General features: G+C 73.7%; 21 protein-coding genes. 17 read left to right on the top strand and 4 right to left on the bottom strand.

Annotated features, from left to right (window positions below; genetic code table 11):
* Window positions 1-180 precede the first annotated feature (180 nt).
* The 10 genes from KIT14_23260 to KIT14_23215 all read left to right on the top strand — a co-directional run bounded on the left by KIT14_23260 (window position 181) and on the right by KIT14_23215 (window position 8,205).
* Window positions 181-1,020, top strand: a complete 840-nt coding sequence (locus KIT14_23260; GenBank protein MCW5893444.1) for an ABC transporter substrate-binding protein — start codon at window positions 181-183, stop codon at window positions 1,018-1,020.
* Entirely contained in the window at window positions 1,017-2,036 is a 1,020-nt protein-coding gene (locus tag KIT14_23255) for an iron ABC transporter permease (GenBank protein ID MCW5893443.1), read from the top strand. Before KIT14_23260 ends, KIT14_23255 begins: the two co-directional genes overlap by 4 nt.
* Window positions 2,033-2,824: an ABC transporter ATP-binding protein gene (locus KIT14_23250; protein ID MCW5893442.1), complete on the top strand. Its 792-nt coding sequence runs from the start codon at window positions 2,033-2,035 to the stop codon at window positions 2,822-2,824. Before KIT14_23255 ends, KIT14_23250 begins: the two co-directional genes overlap by 4 nt.
* A gap of 59 nt (window positions 2,825-2,883) precedes the next feature.
* On the top strand, window positions 2,884-3,285 hold the full coding sequence (gene ndhC / locus KIT14_23245) for an NADH-quinone oxidoreductase subunit A (GenBank protein ID MCW5893441.1): 402 nt from the start codon (window positions 2,884-2,886) through the stop codon (window positions 3,283-3,285).
* Between the two features lie 16 nt (window positions 3,286-3,301).
* Entirely contained in the window at window positions 3,302-3,793 is a 492-nt protein-coding gene (gene nuoB / locus KIT14_23240; protein MCW5893440.1) for an NADH-quinone oxidoreductase subunit NuoB, read from the top strand.
* Window position 3,794: 1 nt separating this feature from the next.
* The gene (locus tag KIT14_23235; protein ID MCW5893439.1) at window positions 3,795-4,295 is read left to right on the top strand and encodes an NADH-quinone oxidoreductase subunit C; all 501 of its coding nucleotides are present in this window, start codon (window positions 3,795-3,797) and stop codon (window positions 4,293-4,295) included.
* Window positions 4,296-4,301: 6 nt separating this feature from the next.
* Entirely contained in the window at window positions 4,302-5,465 is a 1,164-nt protein-coding gene (locus tag KIT14_23230; GenBank protein MCW5893438.1) for an NADH-quinone oxidoreductase subunit D, read from the top strand.
* A gap of 77 nt (window positions 5,466-5,542) precedes the next feature.
* On the top strand, window positions 5,543-6,685 hold the full coding sequence (gene nuoH, locus KIT14_23225) for an NADH-quinone oxidoreductase subunit NuoH (GenBank protein MCW5893437.1): 1,143 nt from the start codon (window positions 5,543-5,545) through the stop codon (window positions 6,683-6,685).
* A complete protein-coding gene (locus tag KIT14_23220; GenBank protein ID MCW5893436.1) occupies window positions 6,682-7,263 on the top strand; it encodes an NADH-quinone oxidoreductase subunit I in 582 nt (193 codons plus the stop codon). Before nuoH ends, KIT14_23220 begins: the two co-directional genes overlap by 4 nt.
* A gap of 75 nt (window positions 7,264-7,338) precedes the next feature.
* Window positions 7,339-8,205, top strand: a complete 867-nt coding sequence (locus tag KIT14_23215; protein ID MCW5893435.1) for a VacJ family lipoprotein — start codon at window positions 7,339-7,341, stop codon at window positions 8,203-8,205.
* On the opposite strand, the gene KIT14_23210 is transcribed toward KIT14_23215, so the two are convergent.
* On the bottom strand, window positions 8,134-8,763 hold the full coding sequence (locus KIT14_23210; protein ID MCW5893434.1) for an ABC transporter substrate-binding protein: 630 nt from the start codon (window positions 8,761-8,763) through the stop codon (window positions 8,134-8,136). The two genes, KIT14_23215 and KIT14_23210, sit on opposite strands and share 72 nt — an antisense overlap.
* A 129-nt stretch (window positions 8,764-8,892) precedes the next feature.
* On the opposite strand from KIT14_23210, the gene KIT14_23205 reads away from it, so the two are divergent.
* The 7 genes from KIT14_23205 (at window position 8,893) to KIT14_23175 (ending at window position 17,063) form a co-directional block, all read left to right on the top strand.
* Window positions 8,893-9,393, top strand: a complete 501-nt coding sequence (locus KIT14_23205; GenBank protein ID MCW5893433.1) for an NADH-quinone oxidoreductase subunit J — start codon at window positions 8,893-8,895, stop codon at window positions 9,391-9,393.
* The gene (nuoK, locus tag KIT14_23200; GenBank protein ID MCW5893432.1) at window positions 9,393-9,704 is read left to right on the top strand and encodes an NADH-quinone oxidoreductase subunit NuoK; all 312 of its coding nucleotides are present in this window, start codon (window positions 9,393-9,395) and stop codon (window positions 9,702-9,704) included. The genes KIT14_23205 and nuoK overlap by 1 nt, the downstream gene beginning before the upstream one ends.
* 8 nt (window positions 9,705-9,712) lie before the next feature.
* A complete protein-coding gene (nuoL, locus tag KIT14_23195; GenBank protein MCW5893431.1) occupies window positions 9,713-11,722 on the top strand; it encodes an NADH-quinone oxidoreductase subunit L in 2,010 nt (669 codons plus the stop codon).
* Window positions 11,716-13,281, top strand: a complete 1,566-nt coding sequence (locus KIT14_23190; protein MCW5893430.1) for an NADH-quinone oxidoreductase subunit M — start codon at window positions 11,716-11,718, stop codon at window positions 13,279-13,281. Before nuoL ends, KIT14_23190 begins: the two co-directional genes overlap by 7 nt.
* Window positions 13,278-14,786 carry an NADH-quinone oxidoreductase subunit N gene (locus KIT14_23185; GenBank protein MCW5893429.1) on the top strand — a complete coding sequence of 503 codons (1,509 nt, stop codon included), beginning with the start codon at window positions 13,278-13,280 and terminating at the stop codon, window positions 14,784-14,786. The genes KIT14_23190 and KIT14_23185 overlap by 4 nt, the downstream gene beginning before the upstream one ends.
* Window positions 14,787-14,791: 5 nt before the next feature.
* Entirely contained in the window at window positions 14,792-15,643 is an 852-nt protein-coding gene (gene rsmI / locus KIT14_23180; GenBank protein ID MCW5893428.1) for a 16S rRNA (cytidine(1402)-2'-O)-methyltransferase, read from the top strand.
* Window positions 15,644-15,779: 136 nt separating this feature from the next.
* Window positions 15,780-17,063, top strand: coding sequence for a hypothetical protein (locus KIT14_23175; GenBank protein MCW5893427.1), 1,284 nt, complete (start codon window positions 15,780-15,782; stop codon window positions 17,061-17,063).
* On the opposite strand, the gene KIT14_23170 is transcribed toward KIT14_23175, so the two are convergent.
* Genes KIT14_23170 through ligA form a run of 3 tightly spaced genes read right to left on the bottom strand, consistent with a single transcriptional unit; the run spans window position 17,050 to window position 21,072 of the window.
* Complete coding sequence (locus tag KIT14_23170; protein ID MCW5893426.1) at window positions 17,050-18,819, bottom strand: glycosyltransferase family 39 protein; 1,770 nt, start codon at window positions 18,817-18,819, stop codon at window positions 17,050-17,052. The genes KIT14_23175 and KIT14_23170 overlap by 14 nt on opposite strands.
* Window positions 18,785-19,063, bottom strand: a complete 279-nt coding sequence (locus KIT14_23165; protein ID MCW5893425.1) for an acylphosphatase — start codon at window positions 19,061-19,063, stop codon at window positions 18,785-18,787. The genes KIT14_23170 and KIT14_23165 overlap by 35 nt, the downstream gene beginning before the upstream one ends.
* On the bottom strand, window positions 19,060-21,072 hold the full coding sequence (gene ligA, locus KIT14_23160) for an NAD-dependent DNA ligase LigA (protein ID MCW5893424.1): 2,013 nt from the start codon (window positions 21,070-21,072) through the stop codon (window positions 19,060-19,062). The genes KIT14_23165 and ligA overlap by 4 nt, the downstream gene beginning before the upstream one ends.
* Between the last annotated feature and the right edge of the window lie 18 nt (window positions 21,073-21,090).

Here is a 21,090-nt window from a genome sequence, read left to right as displayed (position 1 = left end):
CAACCCGCATGCCGCGACGCTCCGTCGCGCAGGCGACCGCCAAGTCCCCTGGTGAACGATCGTTTGCCGCCGCCGCTCGCAGCCGGATGTCGTCGCCTGCCTCGCATCGGGCATGCACCTGCCCAGGCAATGTGCACTGCAATCGTTGACAGGGGAGCCGCCGGCGCGGATGCACGGGCCGTGCTCCGGCTCCTCGGCGCGGCGGCGTTCGCGGTCGTGTTGGCCGCGTGTGCGCCGCCGCCGGCGGCGCGGGGCGACGGTGCGCGCATCGTCTCGCTCGCGCCGTCGGTGACCGAGATCCTCTTCGGGCTCGACGCCGGCGCGCGTCTCGTGGGCGTCTGCGGACACTGCAACTTTCCGCCGGCGGTCGAACGCCTGCCGCGTGTGGGCGGCTATCTGTCGCCGAGCGTCGAGGCGGTGATCGCGGTCGCGCCCGGGCTCGTCATCGCCGTGCCGTCGCCCGGGAACCGCGAGGCGGTGCGCGCCATCGAGCGCGCCGGCATCCCGGTGCTGGTCGTCGGCGACCGCACGCTCGCCGACCTGCGGGCGGCGATCCGCGCCATCGCCGCCGCGATCGGCGAGCCGGCGCGCGGCGAGGCCCTGGTCGCGCGCATCGACGGCGAGCTCGACGCCGTCCGCCGGCGCGTCGCCGGCCTGCCCATGCAGGGCGTACTGCTCGTCGTGGGGCATCGGCCGCTCATCGTCGCGGGCGGCGGGACGCTCCAGGACGAGCTGCTGCGTGTCGCCGGCGCGACCAACGTCGCGGCCGACGTCGGCCAGGCGTTTCCGCAGATCGCTACGGAGGTGGTCGTCGCGCGTGCGCCGGACGTCATCCTCGACGCCGCGATGGGCACGGAGGAGGGCGGCCGCGACCTGTTCGCACCGCTCACGACCGTACCCGCGGTGGCGAACGGCCGCGTCGTACGGATCGCCCCGGACGCGCTGTTCCGCGCCGGGCCGCGCGTGGGCGAGGCGGCCGCGGCGCTGGCGACGGCGATCCATCCCGGAGCCCCGGGGTGAGGCGCGGTCGTGGCGCCCATCTGACGCCGCGGCGCCTGCTCGGCGTGCTCGCCGTCCTGGCGCTGCTCGTGGTCGCGTCGATCGTGGCGGCGACGCTGATCGGGCCGACGTCGGCGAGCCTCGCACGCGCGCTCGGACCCGACGGCGCGGGGACGCCCGACCATCTGATCCTGTTTCGCACCCGCCTGCCGCGCGTGCTGCTCGGTGCCGTCGTGGGCGGGGCGCTGGCCTGCGCCGGCGCGGCGCTCCAGGGCCTGCTCGGCAACCCGCTCGCCGATCCGCACCTGCTCGGCATCTCGGCCGGGGCGGCGGTCGCCGGCGCCCTGGTGCTGGTGACCGGGGCCGATCCGGTGTCGCCCGTCGTGCCGCTCGCGGCGTTCGCGGGGGCGCTCGGCACGATGGCGCTCGTCTTCGTGCTGGCGCGGCGCGACGGCCGTGCGGCGCCGACGACGCTGCTGCTCGTGGGCGTCGTGTGCAACGCGCTCGGGGCCGCGGCGATCATGCTCGTCAACGCGCTCGCGAGCTACACGCAGGCACAGGGCGTGCTGTTCTGGATCATGGGGTCGCTGTCGGCGCAGAGCTACGTGCTGGTCGGTCTGGTGGCCGCCTACGCGCTGGCCGGCGTCGTCGCGCTCGGCCGGCACGCGCAGCACCTGAACCTCATGGCGGCGGGCGAGGAGGGCGCGCACGCGCTCGGCGTCGACGTCGAGCGGGTGCGGCGCACGGTGTTCGTGGCGGCGTCGCTGCTCGTCGCCGCCGCCGTCTCGGTGAGCGGCATGATCAACTTCGTCGGCCTCATCGTGCCGCATCTCCTGCGCCTGCTGTTCGGGCCGGACCTGCGCCTGCTGCTGCCGGCGTCGTTCCTCGGCGGCGCCGTCCTGCTCGTGTGGGCGGATACGGCGGCGCGCACCGCGCTCGGCGCGAACGAGCTGCCGGTGGGCGTCGTGACGGCCTTCCTCGGCGGCCCGTTCTTCCTCTACCTCCTGCGCCGCACCTTGCGCCGGGGGAGCGCGTGACCCGGCTCACGGCCGACGCGGTCCACTTCGCGCACCAGGCGCGCCCGGTGCTGCGCGGCGTGTCGCTGGCCCTCGAGCCGGGCGCCGTCGTCGGCCTCGTCGGTCCGAACGGGGCCGGCAAGTCGACGTTGGTCCGCCTGCTCGCCGGCCTCGATCGCCCGTCGGCGGGGACGGTCGTGCTCGGCGACCGCCCGCTCGCCGCGTGGCCGCGCCGCGAGGTGGCGCGGGTGCTCGCGCTGGTGCCGCAGGACCCGCGGCTCGAGTTCCCGTTCACGGTGCTCGAGGCGGTGCTGATGGGGCGTACGCCGTACCTCGGCCCGTTCGGGTTCCCCGGCCCGCACGACCTCGCCGTGGCGCGGGCGGCGCTCGCCGCGCTGGAGATAGACGCCCTCGAGGTGCGGCCCATCGACGCGCTCTCGGGCGGCGAGCGCCAGCGCGTCTTCCTGGCGCGGGCGCTCGCGCAGGAGCCGCAGGTCCTGCTCCTCGACGAGCCGACCACGCACCTGGACCTGCGCCACCAGAGCCTGCTGCACGCGGTGGTGCGCGCCCGCTGCCGGCGCGACGGGATGGCGGCGCTCACCGTCCTGCACGACCTCAACCTGGCGGCCGCCTTCTGCGACCATCTCGTGCTGCTCGCCGACGGGCGCGTCGTGTGTGCCGGGCCGCCGGCGGCGGTGCTGGCGCCGGACGTGCTCGAGGCCGTGTTCGCGACTCCGGTCCTGGTCGAGACGCACGGTCCGAGCGGGCGCCGGATCGTGGTGCCGCGGCTGGACGCGCCGGCCGGTTGAGGCGTGGATTGCGCCGCCCGCCGGGGCGCTGGTAGGGAGCGGGGCGAGACCGGTCCGTGATGCACTTCGACTTCGCGAACGTGCTCGTGTTCGTCGGGCTGGGCGTCGGGCTCTGCGCGCTGATGCTCGCTCTGGGGTCGCTCCTGCGCCCGAGCGCGCCGTCGCCCGGCAAGCTGGCGACCTACGAGTGCGGCGAGCCGCCGAGCGGGCCGGCGTGGATCAACTTCAACATCCGCTTCTATCTCATCGCGCTGGTGTTCGTGATCTTCGACGTCGAGCTGGCGTTCGTCTATCCGGTCGCCGCCGTGTTCCGCGAGATGGTGGAAGACGGCAGGGGCGTGACCGCGCTCGTCGAGCTCCTGTTCTTCGTCGGCATCCTCGCCGTCGGGCTCGCGTACGTGTGGGCGCGCGGCGATCTCGCCTGGCACGCACGCCGCGATCGGGTGCGTCCCGCCGCCTGACATCGGGAGACCGCCCATGTCGCTCCTCAACACCGCGCCCGAGATGGCGATCACCACGCGGGTCGACGACCTCCTCAACTGGACCCGCAAATCGTCGGTCTGGTACATGATGTTCGGCCTCGCCTGCTGCGCCATCGAGATGATGCAGACCGGCGGGCCGCGCGCCGACCTCGAGCGCTTCGGCATGGCGCCGCGCGCGACGCCGCGCGTCTCCGACGTGCTCATCGTCTCCGGCACGCTGACGCTCAAGATGGCGCTGCGCACGAAGGTGCTCTACGACCAGATGCCGGCGCCGAAGTACGTCGTCTCGATGGGCAGCTGCGCCAACTGCGGCGGGCTCTTCCAGCTCGCCTACTCGGTGTGCGACGGCGTCGACAAGGTGATCCCCGTCGACGTCTACGTGCCCGGCTGCCCGCCGCGGCCGGAGGCGCTCACCGAGGGGCTGGTGAAGCTGCAGGCGAAGATCCAGCGCGAGCGCTGGCTCGTCCGCGCCCCGGAGACGGCCTGACGTGCTCGACGCCGCCGGCGTGCACGCGCGGCTCCGCGATCGCTTCGGCGAGGCGATCGGCCCGCTCACGGGCAGTGGCCGCGACGCCTGGCAGCGGGTCGACGCCGCGCAGATCGCGCTCGTCTGCCGGTTCGCGAAGGATGATCCCGCTCTCGCCTTCGACTGCCTGTCGTGCCTGTCGGGCGTCGACTGGCCGAAGCGCGAGGTGATCGAGGTCGTCTACCACCTCTACTCGTACCGGCTGCGGCACTGGGGCGTGCTGAAGGTGGAGACGCCGCGCGACGCCCCCGGCGTGCCGACGGTGAGCGGCGTCTGGCCGGCGGCGGAGTGGCCCGAGCGCGAGGTCTTCGATCTCTTCGGCGTCGTCTTCGACGGCCATCCCGATCTCCGCCGCCTGCTGATGCCCGAGGACTGGCCCGGGCATCCGCTGCGCAAGGACTTCGTCGAGCCGGAGGAGTACCACGGCATCTCGACCTCGCGCGCGAGCCTGCTCCGACCCTGAGGCGGCATGGCGGGGCTCGGAGGCTTCGAGGTCGAGGTGCAGCGGGAGACGCCGGGCGGCGTCGTCACCGAGGACATGACGCTGTCGATGGGCCCGCAGCACCCGTCGACGCACGGCGTGCTGCGCTTCGTCGTGCGTGCCGACGGCGAGGTGATGAAGGAGGCGGTGCCCGACGTCGGCTACCTGCACCGCTCGATCGAGAAGATCGCGGAGAAGGTCGGCTGGCACGGCTTCCTGCCCTACACCGACCGCGTCGACTACGTGGCGGCGATGTTCTGCAACCACGGCTGGGCGATGGCGGCGGAGCGGCTCGCCGGCATCACCGTGCCGCCGCGCGGCGAGTACTGCCGCGTGATCGCCGACGAGCTCTGCCGCCTGCACAGCCATCTCCTCTCCGTCGGCTCGATGGCGATGGACCTGGGCGCGTTCACGCCGTTCACGCACGCCATCCGCGAGCGCGAGTACCTGAACGACCTCTTCGAGGAGCTGTGCGGCGCGCGCCTCACGTTCCACTACATGCGCATCGGCGGCGTGGGATGGGATCTGCCGCCGGGGTGGCTCGGGCGGCTGACGCATTTCCTCGGTCGCTTCGAGCCCATCCTCGACGAGTACGACCGCCTGATCTCGTACAACAAGATCTACGCCGAGCGGCTCGCCGACGTGGCCGTGGTCGGCGCCGAGCAGGCGATCGCGTGGAACCTCGTCGGCCCGAACCTGCGCGGCACCGGCTTCGCCTACGACGTGCGCCGCGACGATCCGTACTCCGTGTACCCGGAGCTGGAGTTCGACGTGCCGGTCGGCCGCGGCGAGATGGGGACGCTCGGCGACGCCTTCGACCGCTACATCGTGCGCATGCGGGAGATGCGCGAGAGCTGCCGCATCCTGCGCCAGTGCGTCGCGCGGCTGCCGGACGGGCCGGTGATCGCGAAGGTGCCGCGCAACTTCAAGCCGCCGGCGGGCGAGTGCTACGTCCGCGTCGAGAGCGCGCGCGGCGACATGGGCTGGTACGTGGTCAGCGACGGCACCGCGTTCCCCTACCGCTGCAAGATCCGCACCGGCTCGTTCGCCGCCATCGCCACCATCCCGCAGGTCAGCCGCGACCTCATGATCGCCGATCTGGTCGCCGTCATCGCCAGCTACGACCTCGTGGCCCCAGAGATCGACCGGTGAAGGCGCTGGTGGCGGAGCTGGCGGCGAGCGGCCTCGTGCCGGCGTGGGTGCCGCCGTGGGCGCTGGCGCTGGGCACCATGCTCGTCGCCGGCGGGCTCGTCGTCTTCGGCTTCGTGCTGCCGATCGCGGGCGTGACGACGTGGGTCGAGCGGCGCCTCATGGCGCGGCTCCAGAGCCGCGTCGGCCCGAACCGCACGGGTCCGATCGGCATCCTCCAGTGGCTCGCCGACGGCGTGAAGAGCCTGCTGAAGGAGGACGTCGTGCCGGCGGCGGCCGACGCGCGCCTCTTCCGGGCGGCGCCGTACGTCGTCATGGTCGGCTTCGTCGCGACCTTCGCCTGCCTGCCGTTCACGCAGGACCTCGTCGTCGCGGATCTGAACGTCGGCGTCGTCTACGTGACCGCGGTCACGGCGCTCGTCGTCGTCGGCATCCTCATGGCCGGCTGGGCGTCGAACAACAAATGGTCGCTGCTCGGCGGCGTGCGCTCGGCGGCGCAGATCGTGAGCTACGAGATCCCGGCCGGGCTCTCGATCGTGCCGGTCGTGCTGCTGTCGGGGACGCTGTCGATGCAGGGCATCATCCTCGAGCAGGGGGCGGCGCCGTGGACGTGGTACGTCTTCGACTCGCCGTTCACGTTCGTCGCCTTCCTCGTCTTCTTCACCGCGGCGCTGGCGGAGGGCAACCGCACGCCGTTCGACCTGCCCGAGGCCGAGTCCGAGCTGGTCGCCGGGTTCGCCACCGAGTACAGCGGCATGCGCAGCCTGCTCTTCTTCATGGCGGAGTGGGGCAACCTCTACGTGATCGGCGCGCTCGCGACCACGCTCTTCCTCGGCGGCTGGCAGATCCCGTGGGCGCTCGACGGGCGGCCCGTGCTGCGCAACCTCCTCCAGCTCGGCACCTTCTTCGCGAAGGCCTACACCGTCGGCGTGCTGCTCCCGATCTGGCTGCGCTGGACGCTGCCGCGCGTGCGCGTCGACCAGATGATGGCGATGTGCTGGAAGTACCTCGTGCCGGTGGCGCTCGTGAACCTCGTCGGCACGGCGGTGTGGATGGTCGTCTTCCCCGTCGGCGTGCCCGCCGTGCGCGGCGCGCTGTGCGGGCTCGCCGTCGTGCTGGCGGCCCTCTTCGTCCGCCGCGTCGCGTTCCATCTGCGTCACGCGGGTCTCGGCCGCGCCCACCTCAGCTGGAACCCGCTCGGCACGGCACGGTCGCCGGGATGAGCGGGCGGACGACCATGGGCGGCGTCACCGGCTGGTTGCGCAATCTCGCGGAGGCGCTCCTCACGGTGGCCGAGGGGCTCGCGGTGACCGCGTCGCACCTCGTGCGCAAGCCCGTGACGCTCCAGTATCCCGACCGTCTGCCCGACGGCCTGCGCGTCCAGGACACGCTGCCGTTCCGCTACCGGGGCATGCTCGCCGTCGATCTCGAGATCTGCACCGCCTGCCTCGCGTGCGAGCGTGCGTGTCCGATCGACTGCATCGTGATCGACGCGGTGAAGGACAAGGAGGCGGGCGGCCTCGTCATGTCGCGTTTCGACATCGACATGGCCAAATGCATGTACTGCGGCCTGTGCAGCGAGCCGTGTCCGACGGGCGCGATCCACCACACCCCGGAGTTCGAAGGGGCGGACTACACCCTGGAGAGCCTCGTCTTCCGCTTCGTCGACGCGCCGGTGCGGGCCTACCGCCCGAAGAAGGGCGGCGAGCGCGATCCGGTCCTGGCCCCGCTCCTCGAGCGCGGGCTGCGCTACGTCGACGAGTTCGCGAGCCCCGCGGCCACGCCGCCGCCGCGGAGCTGACGGGGTCGTGAAATCTGCCGCCGTTCGGCACGGCGCCGGTGGACCTCCGGGCGGGATTCCGTTACGGCGGAGCGCGTGAGGCGGAGCGCCGGCCCGACGTGGGCGACCCTCGGCGTCCTGGCGCTGCTGCTGCTCTTCGGGGGGGCCGAGGCGCGGGCGAGCCAGCCGGATCCGCTGTTCGACGATCCCGAGGGCGCCGAGGTGCCGTCGGGGTTCCCCGATCCCTTCGAGCCGATCAACCGCGCCGTCTTCGGCTTCAACCAGCAGGTCGATCGCTTCGTCCTGGCGCCGCTCGATCACGCCTACGTCGCCGCGGTCCCGGAGGGCGGCCGTCGCGCCGTGCGCCGCGCGCTCGCCAACCTCGATGCCCCGGTCGTCTTCGTGAACGACCTGCTGCAGCTCGATCCGGGCCGGGCGATCGTCACCCTGACCCGCTTCGGCGTGAACACGACGCTCGGCGTGCTCGGCTTCTTCGACGTCGCGGCGGTGATGGGTATCGAGGGGCATCGCACCGACTTCGCCGAGACGATGGCGCTCGTCGGCATCCCGAGCGGGCCGTTCCTCGTGCTGCCCGTGCTCGGCCCGACGACGGCGCGCGACGGCACCGGCTTCCTCGTCGATCTGGCCTTCCAGCCGATCACCTATCTGCTCACCCCGGCGGTCGTGATCGTCCTCACGGCCGCGCGCGAGGGCGGGGCGGGCTTCGCCAGCTACGACGAGAACGCCGGCGCGCTGCGGGCGCTGCGCGAATCGAGCGTCGACTTCTACGCCGCGGTCCGCAACGCCTACTACCAGAACGCGATGGGGCAGATCGGCTCGCGCCGTGCGGCGCAGCAGCGCGACGCGGCCGCGCCGGCGTGGCGGACGTCGCTACTGGGGGCGCTGACGTTCGCCCCGGCCCGCGGCGAGATCCGCGATCTTGCCCCGCAGAGTCGCTACTAGGGCGTCGAGGTCGCCGCGCGCGAGCGCCGCCGAGTAGTCCGACCGGCGCAGCGCCAGCTCGCTCACGGTGCCGCGGTAGAAGACGTCGGCGATGCGCCACGTCCCGTCGGTCTCCTGGAGCCGGTAGGCCAGCTCGACCGGGTCCTTCCCCGGCTCGTCGATGCGGGTGCGGACGAGGACCGTGCCGTGGCTGCTCGGCTCCTCGCCGAGGATCGTGAACGTCTGGCCGCCGGCGTGGTCGAGGTTCGCGGCGTACGTGGCCGTCATGAAGTCGGCGAAGGTGGTCTTCCAGCGCGCCTTGTCGGCGTCGGACAGCGGGGCCCAGTACCTGCCGAGCGACTTCTCGGCCATGAGGCCGAGGTCGAACGTGCTCGCGAGCAGCGGGGCGAGCGCGTCGTAGCGCCCCTGGTAGCCGAGGCTCTCGGCCTTCGCGAGCGTCTGCTGCATGCCCGCGTTGAGCTTCTCGACCGTCGACTGGGGCCCCGAGCCGGCGGCGACGGCGACCGTCGCCAGCATTCCCAGGAGGCCGGCGGCGTGGCCGGAGCGTCCTCTCCCCATGCGCTCGTGCTAGCACAGGCTCGCGGGAAGCCGAACCGTTCGCGTGCGCGGATACGGAGTTGCCCTGGCGGGGGGCCTTTTGCTAGACGGCCAGCCGGCCCCGCCGGGAACGGCTCGCCGCGAGTCCACGTGTCGACGACGCTCGCCGTCTTCTATCTGCTCGCCGGGCTCACCGTCGGCTCCGCGATCGCCGTCGCGGTGAGCCGGCACGTCGTCTACGCCGCGTTCGCGCTCATGAGCACCCTGCTCGGCGTCGCGGGCCTCTTCGTCCTCCTGTCGGCGGACTTTCTCGCCGTCGTGCAGCTGCTCGTCTACGTCGGCGGCGTCCTCGTGCTCGGCCTGTTCGCGATCATGCTGACGCACCGGATCGCGGAGGCGGAGGTCTCGAACCGCGCCGTGGGCCGCGGCCCGGCGGCGGTCGTCGTCGGGCTCGTGCTGGCGGCGCTGCTGCGCGCGCTGGGGCAGACGGAGTGGGGGACGGCCGAGCTGCCGCCGCCGGCCCCGACCACCTACGCCGTCGGCATGGCGTTCCTCGGCGACTACGCGCTGCCCTTCGAGGTGGCGTCGCTCGTCCTGCTGCTCGCCCTCGTCGGCGCGGTGGTCGTGTCGCGCAAGGAGCTCGGCCGGTGATCGGCGAGCCGACGCTGCTCCACTTCCTCGTCGTCGGCGCGATCCTCTTCGCGCTCGGGCTCTACTGCGTGCTGACGCGCCGCAACGCGCTCGGCATGCTGATGGGCATCGAGCTCATCCTCAACGCGGCGAACGTCAACTGGGTGGCGTTCGCACGCTACCGCGACACCGGCGTCGACGGGCAGGTGTTCGCGATCTTCGTCGTCATGCTCGCGGCTGCCGAGGCCGCAGTCGGGCTCGCGATCGTCCTCGGGCTCTACCAGGGCTTCGAGACCATCGACGTCGACGCGGCCGATCGGCTCCGAGGCTGACCCGGGCCATGCCGACCGCCGCGCCCGTGCTCGCCCTGATGCCGCTCTTCCCGCTCCTCGGGGCGCTCGTGCTCGGGGTCGGCGGGGCGCGGCTCCAGGCGCGGGCCGGGGCGGGGGCGGTCGGAGCGCTCGGCTGCGCCGGGGTGTGGGCGGCGTTCGGCGTCGGGGCGGCCGCGGTCTGGACCCTGGCCGGACTCCCCGCGAGCGAGCGCCTGCTGCTCGCCGAGGGACCGACGTGGATCGACGTCGGCGGGCTGCGCGTGCCGTTCACGCTCGCGCTCGATCCGCTGTCCGCCGTCCTCGTCCTGCTCGTGGGCGGCGTCGGCGGGCTGATCCACGTCTATGCGATCGGCTACATGCGCGACGATCCCGCCGCCTGGCGGTTCTTCGCGTACCTCAACCTGTTCACGGCGGCGATGCTCGTGCTCGTCCTCGCCGACAACCTGCTCCTGCTCTTTCTCGGCTGGGAGGGCGTGGGCTTCTGCTCCTGGGCGCTCGTCGGGTTCTGGTGGGAGGACCGCGCGAACGCGGCCGCGGGGACCAGGGCCTTCCTCGTGAATCGCGCCGGCGACGTGGGCGTGCTCCTCGGGACGGCGCTGCTCGTGGCGAGCCTCGCCGCCGCCGGCCCGCCGACGCTGACGTTCCGCGAGCTGGGGCCGCTGGTCGGGGGGCTCGCGCCGGAGGTGGTGACGACGGTGACGCTGCTCCTCTTCCTCGGCGCCGCCGGCAAGTCCGCGCAGATCCCGCTGCACGTATGGCTGCCCGACGCGATGGCCGGCCCGACGCCGGGGTCGGCGCTGATCCACGCGGCGACCATGGTGACGGCGGGCGTCTACCTGCTCGCCCGCCTGCACCCGCTCTTCGCGCCGGCGCTGGTGACGGCGCACGTGGTCGCGGGCGTCGGCGCCGTGACCGCGCTCTGGGGGGCGGTGCTGGCGGCGTCCCAGCACGACGTGAAGAAGGTGCTCGCGTACTCGACGGTCTCGCAGCTCGGCTACATGATGCTCGCGATGGGCGTCGGCGCCGCGGCGGCGGGCGTCTTCCATCTGACCACGCACGCGTTCTTCAAGGCCGCGCTGTTCCTCGCCGCCGGCAGCGTCATCCACGCGCTCGGCGGCGAGCAGGACATGCGGCGCATGGGCGGGCTCCGCCGCGCGCTGCCGCACACCTGCGCGGTGTACGTCGTCGCGACCCTGGCGCTCACCGGGGTGCCCTTCGTCGGCGGCTTCTTCTCGAAGGACGCGATCCTGTGGGAGGCGTTCGCGGGCGAGCGGGGACACGCCGGGCTGTGGCTCGTCGCCACGGCCGTCGCCGGGCTCACCGCCTACTACATGGTCCGGCAGCTGCTGCTCGTCTTCGCGGGGGCGTCGCGCCTGGAGCCGGCGGCGGCGCGCATCCACGAGTCGCCGCCGGTGATGATGCTGCCGCTGTGGGTGCTGGCGGCGGGTGCGCTCGGCGTCGGTTGGCTCGGCGTGCCGCCCGCGCTCGGCGACGTCCTCGGCGTGCCGCATCTCTTCGGGGCGTGGCTCGCGCCGGTGCTCGGGACGCCCGTCGCCGAGCCCCATCCGGCCCGCGGGGTCGAGCTCGCGCTCATGGGCGTGTCGGTGGCCGTCGCGGCGGCCGGCATGCTCGTCGCATGGTGGCGCTTCGGCCGCGGCGCGCCGCCGGCGACGGGAGCGGCGGCGACGGATCCCCTCGACGCGCTCTACGCGCGCGCCGTCGTGCCCGCCGTGCTCGCCGCAGCGGCGGGTGCGGCGCGCTTCGATCGCACGGTGCTCGACGGCGTCGTCGACGGGACGGCGGCGCTCGTACGCGGCCTCGCCGGGGCGAGCGGGTGGCTCGACCGCGTGGTCGTGGACGGCGCCGTCGACGGCGTGGCGACGCTCACGCGCCGCCTCGGGGACCGCGCCCGCGCGCTCCAGACCGGCGCGATCTCGACGTATCTCTTCGTGGTCGCCCTCGGCGTGCTCGGCGGGGTCGTCCTCTGGTGGACGTGGACATGGACGACGGCATCCTGACGCTCATCACGTTCCTGCCGCTCGTCGGGGCGGCGGTCGTGCTCGCCCTGCCCGCGAGCGAGCCGCGGCTCGTGCGCCTGGTGGCGACGGCGGCGACGCTGCCCTCGCTCGGGCTCGCGTGCCGGCTGGTCGCCCGCTTCGATCCGGCGGGCGGCTTCCAGTTCGTCGACCGCGTGCCGTGGATCCCGGCGTTCAACATCGAATACTTCGTCGGCGTCGACGGCATCAGCGTTACGATGGTGCTGCTGACGGCGCTGCTCTCGACGCTGTGCATGGTGGCGTCGTGGAACGTCGGCGAGGCGGTGAAGGGATACGCGGCGCTGTTCCTCCTGCTCGAGACGGGCATGCTCGGGACCTTCGTCGCGCTCGACTTCTTCCTGTTCTTCGTCTTCTGGGAGCTGATGCTGCTGCCGATGTACTTCCTCATCGGCATCTGGGGCGGGCCGCGGCGCGAGTACGCGGCGATCAAGTTCTTCCTCTACACGCTGCTCGGGTCGGTGCTGATCCTGGTGGCGATGCTGGTCCTCTACGTCACGCCCGATCCGCACTCGTTCGACATCACCCGGCTCGGCGCGCTGGTGCGCGACCGCCTGGCGCCCGAGACGCAGCTGCTCCTGTGGATCGCGCTCTTCGTCGGCTTCGCGATCAAGATCCCGGTCGTGCCGTTCCACACCTGGCTGCCCGACGCGCACGTCCAGGCGCCGACGGCGATCTCGGTGATCCTCGCGGGCGTGCTCCTCAAGATGGGGACGTACGGGCTCCTGCGCATCAACTTCGGCATCCTGCCGGAGGCGACGTGGGCGCCGTTCGCCGGGGCCACGCTCTCGTTCTGGCTTCTCGGCGCACTCGGCGCGCTCGGCATCGTCTACGGCGCCGTCTGCGCCATGGCGCAGACGGACCTGAAGGCGCTGGTCGCGTACTCCAGCATCAGCCACATGGGCTTCGTGCTGCTCGGCCTCGCGGCGCTGACGCCGATGGCGCTCAACGGCGCGGTCCTCCAGATGTTCAACCACGGGACGATCACCGCGATGCTGTTCCTGCTCGTGGGGGTCCTCTACGACCGCACCCAGCGTCGCGACATCGACGGCTTCGGCGGGATCGCGGCGATCATGCCGCGCTATGCCGGCGTCGCGGGCTTCGCGTTCTTCGCCGCCATGGGCATCCCGGGGCTGTCGGCGTTCATCTCCGAGGTGCTCGTCCTGCTCGGCGCCTGGCCGGTGTATCCGGGCCTCACCGTGGTCGCCGCCGCGTCGGTGGTGCTGACCGCCGGCTACTTCCTGTGGGCGCTGCAGCGCGTGTACCTCGGGCCGCCGAACCCGCGCTGGGCCGGGTTGCGCGAGCTCGACGCCCGCGAGCTCGGGATGCTCCTGCCGCTCGCCGCGATCGTCCTCACGCTCGGCATCGTGCCGACGCTGGTCCTCGACCTGCAGAGCCCCGCGTTGCTGCGGCTGGCCGAGCACGTGCGCGCCGCAGCCCCGGCCGACGCCGCGGCGGCCGCGCCCCGCGATCCGGCCCGCGTCGCGGCCGGGCCGCTCCGCGCCGAGCGCGAGGCGCCGTGAGTCCCGCGGACAGCCTCGCCTTCTTCCTCCCGGAGCTGGCGCTCGCGACGGCCATCCTCGCCGTGCTGCTGGTCGACCTCGTGCCGGCGGTGCGCGCGCGCGGCGGGCGCGAGTGGCCCGGAACGCTCGCGCTCCTCGGCGCGGCGGCGGCGCTCGTCCTCACCGCCGGGCTGCCGGTGCTGCGCATCCGCGGCCTGCTCGAGGCCGCTCCGGTGCCGCTGTTCGGCCGCATGCTGGTGCTCGATCCGTTCGCCGTGTTCTTCAAGCTGCTGCTCCTGCTCGCGCTGCTGGCGGCGGTGTGGATGGCGCTGCGCTCGCGCGAGGTGCACGGGCGGCCGCACGAGGCCGAGTTCCACGCGCTGCTGCTCGGCAGCGGACTCGGCATGCTGCTGATGGCGTCCGCCGCCAATCTCCTCATGGCCTATCTGGCCCTCGAGCTGGTGAGCCTGTGCGCGTATGCGCTGACGGGCTTCCTGCGCCACGACCGGCGCGGCGGCGAGGCGGCGCTCAAGTATCTGCTCTACGGCGGGGTCGCGTCGGGCACCATGATCTACGGCATGAGCCTCCTCTTCGGGCTCGCCGGGACCATGGACTACCACGGCATCGGCGAAGCCCTGGGCGCGCTCGGGCCGGACGCGCAGGGCGTCCTGTTCGTCGCGCTGCTGCTGGTGCTCGTCGGCTTCGGCTACAAGATCGCCGCGGTGCCGTTCCACATGTGGGCGCCCGACGCGTACACCGGCGCGCCGTTGCCGGTGAGCGCGCTCCTCGCCGTCGGCTCGAAGGCGGCGGGCTTCGCGCTGCTGCTGCGTTTCTTCGCCTTCGCCGTCGGGGCGGACGGACCCGCGGCGTCGGTCGCCGGCATCCCGCTCGTCCCGCTGGTGTGGGGCGTCAGCGTCGCGACCATGACGCTCGGCAACCTCGCGGCGCTGGCGCAGACGAACATGAAGCGGCTGCTCGCATACTCGTCGGTCGCGCACGCGGGCTATGCCTTGCTCGCCGTCGTCGTGTTCCGCGATACGGGCGTGCGGGCCGTGCTGCTGTATCTCGCGATCTACTACGTCATGACGCTGGGCGCGTTCTGGATCGTCATGATGATGCGCAACGCCACGGGCCGGGAGGATCTCGACGCCTACCGCGGGCTCGCGTGGCGCGGGGGCGGGCCGGTGGCGGCGCTCCTGGCCGTGTTCCTCTTCTCGCTCGCGGGGCTGCCGCCGCTCGCCGGCTTCATCGGCAAGTTCTACGTCTTCGCCGCGGGCGTGCAGGCGGGGCTGTACGGGCTCGTCGTCGCCGGCGTGCTGAACAGCGTGCTGTCGCTCGCGTACTATGCCCGCGTGGTGCGCACGATGTTCCTCGATCGCCCGGGCCCGGACGACCGCTCGCTCGCGTTCCCGACCGGCGACGTGCTCGCCGCGGCGGCGCTCGGCGTCGCCACGGTAGTGCTCGGCGTTCGCTTCGGCTGGCTCGTCGATCGCGCCGAGGAGGCGCGGCGCGTGTTCGCGGGTTAGGCGCGGTGGCGGCGCCCGGCGTCTTGTGGGTCGTCGCGACCCCGATCGGCAACCTCGAGGACGTGACCCTGCGCGCGCTGCGGGTATTGCGCGAGGCCGACGTCGTCGCGGCCGAGGACACGCGCCGCACGAAGGTCCTGCTCGCGCACCACGGCATCGAGCGGCCGCTGGTCGCCTACTACGACGCCGTGGAGCGCGCGCGCGCGCCGCAGCTCGTGGCGCGTCTGCTCGCGGGCGAGCGCGTCGCGCTGGTGAGCGACGCCGGCACGCCCGGCATCAACGATCCCGGCTACCACCTCGTGCGCGAGGCGATCGCGGCGGGCGTGCCGGTGGTGCCGATCCCGGGCCCGTCGGCGGTGACGGCGCTCGTGTCGATCGCCGGCATTCCCGCCGAGCGCTTCGTCTTCGAGGGCTTCCTGCCGGCGCGACGCGCGGCGCGACGGGCACGGCTGGAGGCCCTTGCCGGCGAGACCCGGGCGACGGTCTTCCTCGAGGCGGGCCGGCGGCTCGCCGACTTCCTCGCCGACGCGGCGGACGTCCTCGGCGACCGCGACGTCGTCGTCGGCCGCGAGCTGACGAAGCTCCACGAGGAGGTGCGCCGCGGGCGGCTCGTCGCCTTGCGCGACGCCGTCGCCGCCGAGCCGGTGCCGCTCGGCGAGCTGACGCTGCTGGTGTCGGGCGCCACCGAGGCGCCGGCGCCGAGCGCGACGGCGCTCGACGACGCGATCCGCGCCGGGCTCGCGGCGGGACAGCGCGTGCGCGACGTCGCCGACGCGGTGGCGGGTGCGCTCGGCGTGCCGCGGCGCGAGGTGTATCGCCGCGCGCTGGCGCTGGTGGCGGACGGACGCGGCGACTGACGCCGCGCGCCCGCCGTCCACGGGGCGGTCGCCGTGTCCGCGCCGGTGGACGGTCTGGCGGCGGCCCCTGGTCGGATGCCGTAGGCGGCGTCTCATTCGCGGTGTGGCGTGGGCTTTGCTTCGATCGTCGCCGAGCATGGAGAGCGAAGCCGAGATCGCCGCGGCCCTGGCGCGCTATCGCGAACACCGTCTCGAGGAGCTTGCGGGCTATCCGGACAGATTGTCCGAGCATGATGCCGAGCGTGTGGCGCGTGATCTCGAGCGGTGGCTGGAGGCCGAGCAGGCGCGACGGCAGCGCGAGGCCGACCTCGCCTGGGCGCGGGGCTGGAGGCGCTGGGTGTCGACCGGGGCGGGGGCAGCGGGTGTAGCGGTCGCGTTCGCCGCCATCGCGCTGTGGATGGCGTTTCGGAGCGTCCCGGTGGCGAGCCCGAGCGGGGCCGAGCCCCTGGTCGGGCTCGTCGAACGCCTCGTGGCCGCGGGGCATACGCCGAGCCCGGCCTTCGATTCGGGGGCGGCGAGCCTCGCCGTCGTTCTGGTCACCATCGCGTTGCTGCTGGCCGTCGCCAAGCTGTTCGGCACCTCCGACGGAGCTCGGCCCCGGAACGACGACGATGGTGTGACGCGGATCATCGCCGCGGCCATCGGCACGATCGGCGGCGTGTTCGCCCTCTCCAAGATCGGTGCGCCGGTGCTGCCGGAGTCCTGGGGCATGGTCGCAGGGCAGGCCACCCTGGCGACGCTCGTGTGCGTGGGGTTGGCGGTCGCACGCAGCGACGATCGTTGCATGTCCCGGCTCGGAACGGCGGTCGTCGGAGTCTGCCTCGTGGGGCTGATCGCTCCGCTGCTCGGCTGCGGCGAAACCGAGACCGACGGGTTCCCGCCGACGACCACATTGGTTCCCACCACGACGTCGACCGTAACCTCGACCTCGCCTCCGCCCGGCGCGACGACGACGACTGCGCCGCCGCCGCGCGCGGCGGCAGGCGTGTCCGTCCGACAGGTCGCACGGGTCCGTGGGTTCTCCTCGGGCGTGGCGAGTCCCGACGAGGCCGCGTCCTGCGCCCCGGTCGCCGAGGCGGATCGCGCCGCCTTTCGCCGGAGCATCGAAGCGGCGGCGCGGAAGCTGCGGCGGATCCTCGCGCACGGTCACGACGTCCGCCTGCTCCTGGTGCCGTCGGTGGACCGCGATCGACTGGTGGACGCCTGCCTGACCCGTTTCGGGACCAACCAGCGGCTGGCACGGGCACGCGCGCGACGCGTCGCCGAGGCGCTCGCATCGGCGAGCGCCGGCGCCCCCTACGCGATCGTCACCACGGGCCCGCTCGACTGCGGGATCGCCGATCGCAGCCAGGATCGCTTCGTCCGCGTCTTCGCCGTCTTCTCCCGGCAGCCCCGGCTCGCGAGCGTCATGGCCCGGTGAGCGATCGGGGCTCGGACGGCGGTCGATCGGCCGCCGGCTCGGGCGGCGGCGGCAGGATCGGCTCCGCGGGCGGCACGCGGCCCTCCGACAGCGTCAGGGTGCCGTGGCTGACGTTGCCGAGGCGTCCCGCGCCTGCGGCCAGCACGGGGCCGACGAGCCTCGCCTCGGACAGCGCCCGCTGGGCCGGCTCGAAGGCGATGACGCCCATGCCGGGCGTGATCTTGCCGGGATCGCGCGCCAGCGCCGGGATGGGGCGCTCGGCGTAGACGACGATCTGGCGCACCACCTTGCCGTAGAAGACGAGGGGCGCGTCGCGGAAGCGGGCCGCGGCCTCCTGGGCGAAGGGCTTGAACGACGCGCGGGTGGCGTTGTCGGCCTCCATGCGCGGCACGGCGACGAGGAGCCAGCCGGTGGCGACGACGGCCACCCCGGTCGCGATGACGCTCCAGGCGCGGTAGGCGATCGCGCCCGACACGACGCCCACCGTGAGGCCGAGCACGGCGGCGGCGGCGCCGGCGCCGCCGTGCGCGCCGACGAAGGCCTCGACCGTGAGCCGGTCGGAGCGCGCCAGCCAGTCGGGCCGCGCCAGCGCGACGAACGTGCCGGTGGCGAGCAGCACCGCCGTCACCCCGGCCGCGATCAGCGAGGCCCGGCTCGGGCGCAGCGCCCCGCGCGGCGCCGTCAGCAGCGCTTCCACCGTCGGCGCCATGAGCAGCGCCAGCGCCGGCAGCGCCGGCAGCAGGTAGTAGCGCAGCTTCCACTCGGCGGGCGTGAACGCGATCGCCGGCGCGAGCGCCCAGCAGACGAGGAAGCGCGCGCGCGGATCGCGGAAGCCGTCGCGGCGCCAGAGGCGCCACAGCGCGACGGCGAGGAAGGGCGTCCACGGCATCACCACCATCGGCAGGTGCACGACGTAGAACGACAGATGGTACCAGATCGGGTTCGTCGAGTAGTCGCCGCCCTCGGGCAGGCCGCCGGCGAGGTTGCGGACGTAGCGGCCGACGAGGTGCTCCTGCACGAAGAGGTCCCCCCAGCCGAGGAGCGCGAGGGCGTACCAGCCGAGCCCGAGCACCGCGAAGCCGAGGACGCCCGCGAGCGTCGGCAGGCGTCGCAGGCGGGGCAGGGCCCGCTGCCAGAGCAGGAAGCCGCCGACCGCGATCGCGAAGATGACCGGACCGACGGGGCCCTTCGCCAGCGTCGCCGCCCCGGCCCAGACGAGTGCCCAGGTGCCCTGGCGGCGATCGCCGTCACGCCACCACCCCCACACGGCGCCGAGCGCCAGCGCGAGGCACAGCGTCAGGAGGACGTCGGGCCGCGCGACGCGCACGCGCGTGAACAGCGCGACCATGGTCGCGAGCAGCACGCCGGCGACGGTGCCGGACGCGGGGCCGACGAGACGCGTGCCGAAGGCGACCGTCCACCACACCAGCGCCGCGCCGCACAGCGCCGACGGCAGCCGCACCGCCGTCTCGGAGAAACCGGCGAGCGCGGTCGGGATCGCCGCGAGCCAGTGATAGCCGGTGGGCTTGTCGGGCAGCGTGTCGTCGTTGAAGCGCGGCCACAGCACGTGTCCGCGCACGACGTCCTGCACGATGCCGACCTCGCGCGCCTCGTCGTCGCCGACGATGGGCGCGTCGCCGAGCCCGTGCAGCGCCAGCAGCAGATAGACGAGCGCGAGCAGCGGCCCGCGCGCCGCCGGCGATGCGAGCCAGCGCCGCAGCTCAACCGCGAACGACGAAGTCCCTGAAGCCTGCACCGCCCGCCCCCGGCCAGGTGACGCTCACGCCGTCCACCCGCGCTCCGCGCGGCCCGCGATGGGCCCACGCGATCAGGGCGTCGACCGCCCGGGGCGTGCCGACGCATTCCGCTTCCACCGTGCCGTCGTCGCAGTTCCGCACCCAGCCGACGACGCCGAGCCGCCGCGCCTCCTCCTGCATGGAGCCGCGGAACCACACGCCCTGCACGCGCCCGCGCACGACCAGCCTCGCGTGCGCCGTCATCGCGCCTTCACCAGATCGAGGAACCGGTCCTCGTCGAGGACCGGGATGCCGAGCTTCTCCGCCCGCTTCAGCTTCGCGCCCGCCTCGGCGCCCGCGACCACCCAGTCGGTCTCCTTGCTGACCGACGCCAGCACGCGGCCGCCGAGCGCCTCGACGCGCCGCTGCGCCTCGGGGCGCGACATCGACGCCAGCGTGCCGGTGAGGACGAGCTTCTTGCCCGCGAGCGGGCCCTTCGCTTCGGTGACGGGCTCCGGCGCCACGCCGGCGGCGCGCAGTCGCTCGACGAGCGCGCGGTTGCGCGGCTCGGCGAAGAACTGGTGGATCAGCGCAGCGACCTCGGGTCCGACGTCGCGCACGCCCTGGAGCGCCTCCACGTCGGCCGCCATGAGCGCATCGAGCGAGCCGAAATGGAGGGCGAGGGCCTTCGCCGTCGCCTCGCCGACCTGGCGGATGCCGAGCCCGACGAGGAAGCGCGGCAGGGTCGTCGTCCGGCTGCGCGCGATCTGGGCGAGCAGGTTCTGCGCCGACTTCGTGCCCATGCGCTCGAGGCCGACCAGGGTCGCTTCGTCGAGGTGGTAGAGGTCCGCGAGGTCCCGCACGATGCCCTGGTCGACGAGCTGGTCGACGAGCTTCTCGCCGAGCCCCTCGACGTCCATCGCGCCGCGATGGCCGAAGAAGCGCAGCCGCTGCTTCAGCTGCGCCGGGCAGGCGAGGCCGACGCAGCGGTACGCGACCTCGTCCTCGGGTCGCACGACCTCGGCGCCGCATACGGGGCAGTGGGCCGGCATGACGAACGGCTCGGCGCCGTCGGGCCGTAGGGCGCGCTTCACCTCGACGACGTAGGGGATGACGTCGCCGGCGCGCTCGAGGAGCACGGTGTCGCCGACGCGCACGTCCTTGCGCGCGACCTCGTCCATGTTGTGCAGCGAGACGTTGCGCACCGTGACGCCGCCGACGCCGACCGGCTCCAGCTCGGCGACGGGCGTCAGCACGCCGGTGCGCCCGACCGAGGGCAGCATCTTCAGCACCCGCGTCTCGGCGCGGCGGGGCGCGAACTTCCACGCCACCGCCCAGCGCGGCGAGCGCGACACCTGGCCGAGCAGGCCCTGCAGCTCGCGGTCGTCGACCTTCACGACCAGGCCGTCGACCTCGAAGGGCAGGGCGTCGCGCTCGCGCTCCAGCGCGGCGAACGCCGCGACCACGCCGTCGCGGTCCTCGACCATGCGGTGGAGCGGCACGGGGCGCAGGCCCCAGTCTGCGAAGGCGGCCAGGAGCGCGTGATGGCTGTCCACCGCGGCCCCGTCGAGGGTGCCGACGCCGTGGCAGGCGACGACGAGGCCGCGCGCGGCGGTGACGCGCGGATCGAGCTGCTTCAGCGCGCCCGCGGCGGCGTTGCGCGGGTTCGCGAACGGCGCCTGGCCGGCTTCCTCGCGCTCGCGGTTCGTGCGCCGGAAGGTCGCGAGCGGGATGTAGACCTCACCGCGCACGTCGAGCCGCGCGGGCACGGGGTGGCGGTCGGCCGCGAGGCGCAGCGGCACGCTGCGGATGGCGCGCAGGTTGCGCGTCACGTCCTCGCCGACGAGGCCGTCGCCGCGCGTCGAGCCCACCGCGAGCAGGCCGTCCTCGTACACCAGCTCGACCGCGACGCCGTCGATCTTCGGCTCGACCGCGAAGGCGAGGCGCTCGCGGCCGAGGAGCTTGTGCACGCGGGCGGCGAACTCGTCGAACTCCTCCGCGCTGGTGACGTTCGACAGCGACAGCATCTGCTGGCGGTGCGCGACGGTGGGGAAGCCCTCGTGCGGTGCGGCGCCCACGCGCTGCGTGGGCGAGTCGGGCGTCACCAGCTCGGGGCGCTCGCGCTCGATCGCCTCCAGCCGCCGGAAGAGCGCGTCGTACTCGGCGTCCGGGATCTCGGGGGCGTCGAGGACGTGGTAGAGGCGGTCGTGGTGCGCGATCAGGCGGCGCAGGTCCTCGAGCTCGCGCTGGACGTCGCGGGAGGGCCGGGGCATCGCGTGCGGCGACGTCTA

It is taken from the genome of bacterium (genome assembly GCA_026129405.1).
Classification (GTDB): Bacteria; Desulfobacterota; Binatia; order DP-6; family DP-6; genus JAHCID01.
Note: the sequence above shows the minus strand (reverse complement) of the source record. Positions and strands in the feature narration are given on the sequence as shown.